This window comes from Streptomyces acidicola, from assembly GCF_009377235.1.
GTDB lineage: Bacteria > Actinomycetota > Actinomycetes > Streptomycetales > Streptomycetaceae > Streptomyces > Streptomyces acidicola.
Genome location: NZ_VMNX01000496.1, coordinates 1 through 1,841, shown reverse-complemented (window position 1 = coordinate 1,841; position 1,841 = coordinate 1). Strand labels below are relative to the sequence as shown.

Sequence of the window (1,841 nt, the reverse complement as noted above, 5' to 3'; positions counted from 1 at the left end):
AGTGGGTGGGGCTTGGCGTTGGTTGGGGCCTGGCGTTGGTTGGGGCCTGGCGTTGGTTGGGGCCTCATGCTGGTCGGAGCTTGCCATTGGTCAGGGATTGCCATTGGGCGGGGCTTGCCTTCCACCGTGCGCCCCGGCAAAGGTATGAATGTGCCCCATTGAGGACGCGTCCTCTTGAGCGTGAGGGAGAACCGCGTGGCCAGGCCGCTGATCGGTGTGAGTACGTATCTGGAGTCCGGCGCACGCTGGGGCGTCTGGGAGCTGGAGGCCGCACTGCTGCCGGCCGGCTACCCGCGGCTCGTCCAGGCGGCGGACGGGCTGGCCGCGATGCTGCCGCCGGATGATCCGTCGTACGCCGCCGAGACAGTCGCCCGCCTCGACGGCCTGGTGATCGCGGGCGGCCCCGATGTCGACCCCGCCCGCTACGGCGCCGAGCGCTCCCCGCGCACCGGTCCGCCCGCGCCGGAACGCGACACCTGGGAGCTCGCCCTGATCCACGCCGCGCTGGCCGCGGGTACCCCGCTCCTGGGCGTCTGCCGTGGAATGCAGCTCCTCAACGTGGCCCTCGGCGGAACGCTGATCCAGCACCTGAACGATCACATCACCCAGGTCGGCGTGTTCGGGCACCACACGGTGAAGCCCGTGCCCGGCACCCTGTACGCGGACATCGCGCCCGAGGAGACCGCCGTGCCGACGTACCACCACCAGGCGGTGGACCGCCTCGGTGAGGGCCTCGTCGCGTCGGCTCACGCGGCCGACGGAACCGTGGAGGCGGTCGAGCTGCCCGGTCAGGCCTGGGTTCTGGGCGTCCAGTGGCACCCGGAGATGGGCGCGGACACCCGAGTGATGCGCGCCCTCATCCGAGCCGCTTCCTGAGCCACTGAAGCGCGGCCTCGCCCTGCGCCCGCTGGAAGGCGCGCAGGGTCGGGATGCCGGGTGGCGGAGGCTGCCGGGAGTTTCTGATCATGAACCCGGCGAAACCCGCCAGAGTGGCGGTGACCGCGTGCGGCTCGGCGACTCGCCCCAGCGGATGCGCGGCGAACACCTCCTCCGGATCGGGTCCGCCCTGCGCCCTCACGCACGGCAGCATGATCAGCAGGTCGAACCAGGGCGCGGCCCCTCGTCGTGCGTGCGGCCAGTCCACGAACACGACGCGCCCGTCCGCCGTGAGCAGAATGTTGTCGGCCCGCAGGTCACCGTGGGCGAGCGTGTCGCCGACGGCAAGGTCGGTCCAGGGGAAGGCGAGCTCAGCGAGGTACGACAGGTGACTCGCGGTCCAGGGATCAAGTCCTTCTCCGCGGTCCCCGTCGTCGATCATCTGCTGCCACCCCTGAAAACCGTCAGCCAGGTACTCGACGACGGACGGGGCGTCGAGGGGTGCCGGCGTGAGCGCCCGGCTCAGCTCCCCCACGGCGTCCAGCACGAGCGCCAGCTCCCTCTCGTGCCACGGCACGTGTGGCTGCCGCCCCGCCACGTCCTCGAAGACGAGCGCGACCCAGGTACCGTCGTCGTACGAGCCGAGGAGCGGGGGCGCAGGGACGCCGAAGGGCAGGGCCGCGGCGTACCGCGCCTCCTCGCGGTGCATCTCCGGGCTGACCGGGTTGACCTCCGCGCTCACCGCCTTCACGAACGCGCGCCGTCCGCCGGCTGTGGTCACGCGCGCGGCCACACCGGGGGAGAACCCGCCCGTCTGTGTGACCGCCTGTACGACGGGCGCGCCGAGCACGTCCGCGATGGCGGCGCGCACCGCGGTGGGGAGGGCTTCCCAGGGTGTCCGGACACCTACGGCGGGTGGGGCGGAGGAGGTCATGTCCAGCATCGTGCGGGGTGCGGTGGGGGAG

The 1,841-nt window shown here is 72.1% G+C and carries 2 protein-coding genes; one reads left to right on the top strand and one right to left on the bottom strand.

Going from position 1 to position 1,841, the window contains the following annotated elements:
• Positions 1-195 precede the first annotated feature (195 nt).
• On the top strand, positions 196-876 hold the full coding sequence (locus FPZ41_RS46320) for a gamma-glutamyl-gamma-aminobutyrate hydrolase family protein (RefSeq protein WP_322621593.1): 681 nt from the start codon (positions 196-198) through the stop codon (positions 874-876).
• Here the strand turns inward: FPZ41_RS46320 and FPZ41_RS46315 are convergent.
• Entirely contained in the window at positions 857-1,810 is a 954-nt protein-coding gene (locus tag FPZ41_RS46315; RefSeq protein ID WP_152870880.1) for an aminoglycoside phosphotransferase family protein, read from the bottom strand. The two genes, FPZ41_RS46320 and FPZ41_RS46315, sit on opposite strands and share 20 nt — an antisense overlap.
• Between the last annotated feature and the right edge of the window lie 31 nt (positions 1,811-1,841).

Excerpts from the sequence above, each read along its gene's own strand:
- FPZ41_RS46315 (WP_152870880.1), bottom strand. The coding sequence starts at position 1,810 with ATGACCTCCTCCGCCCCACCCGCCGTAGGTGTCCGGACACCCTGGGAA.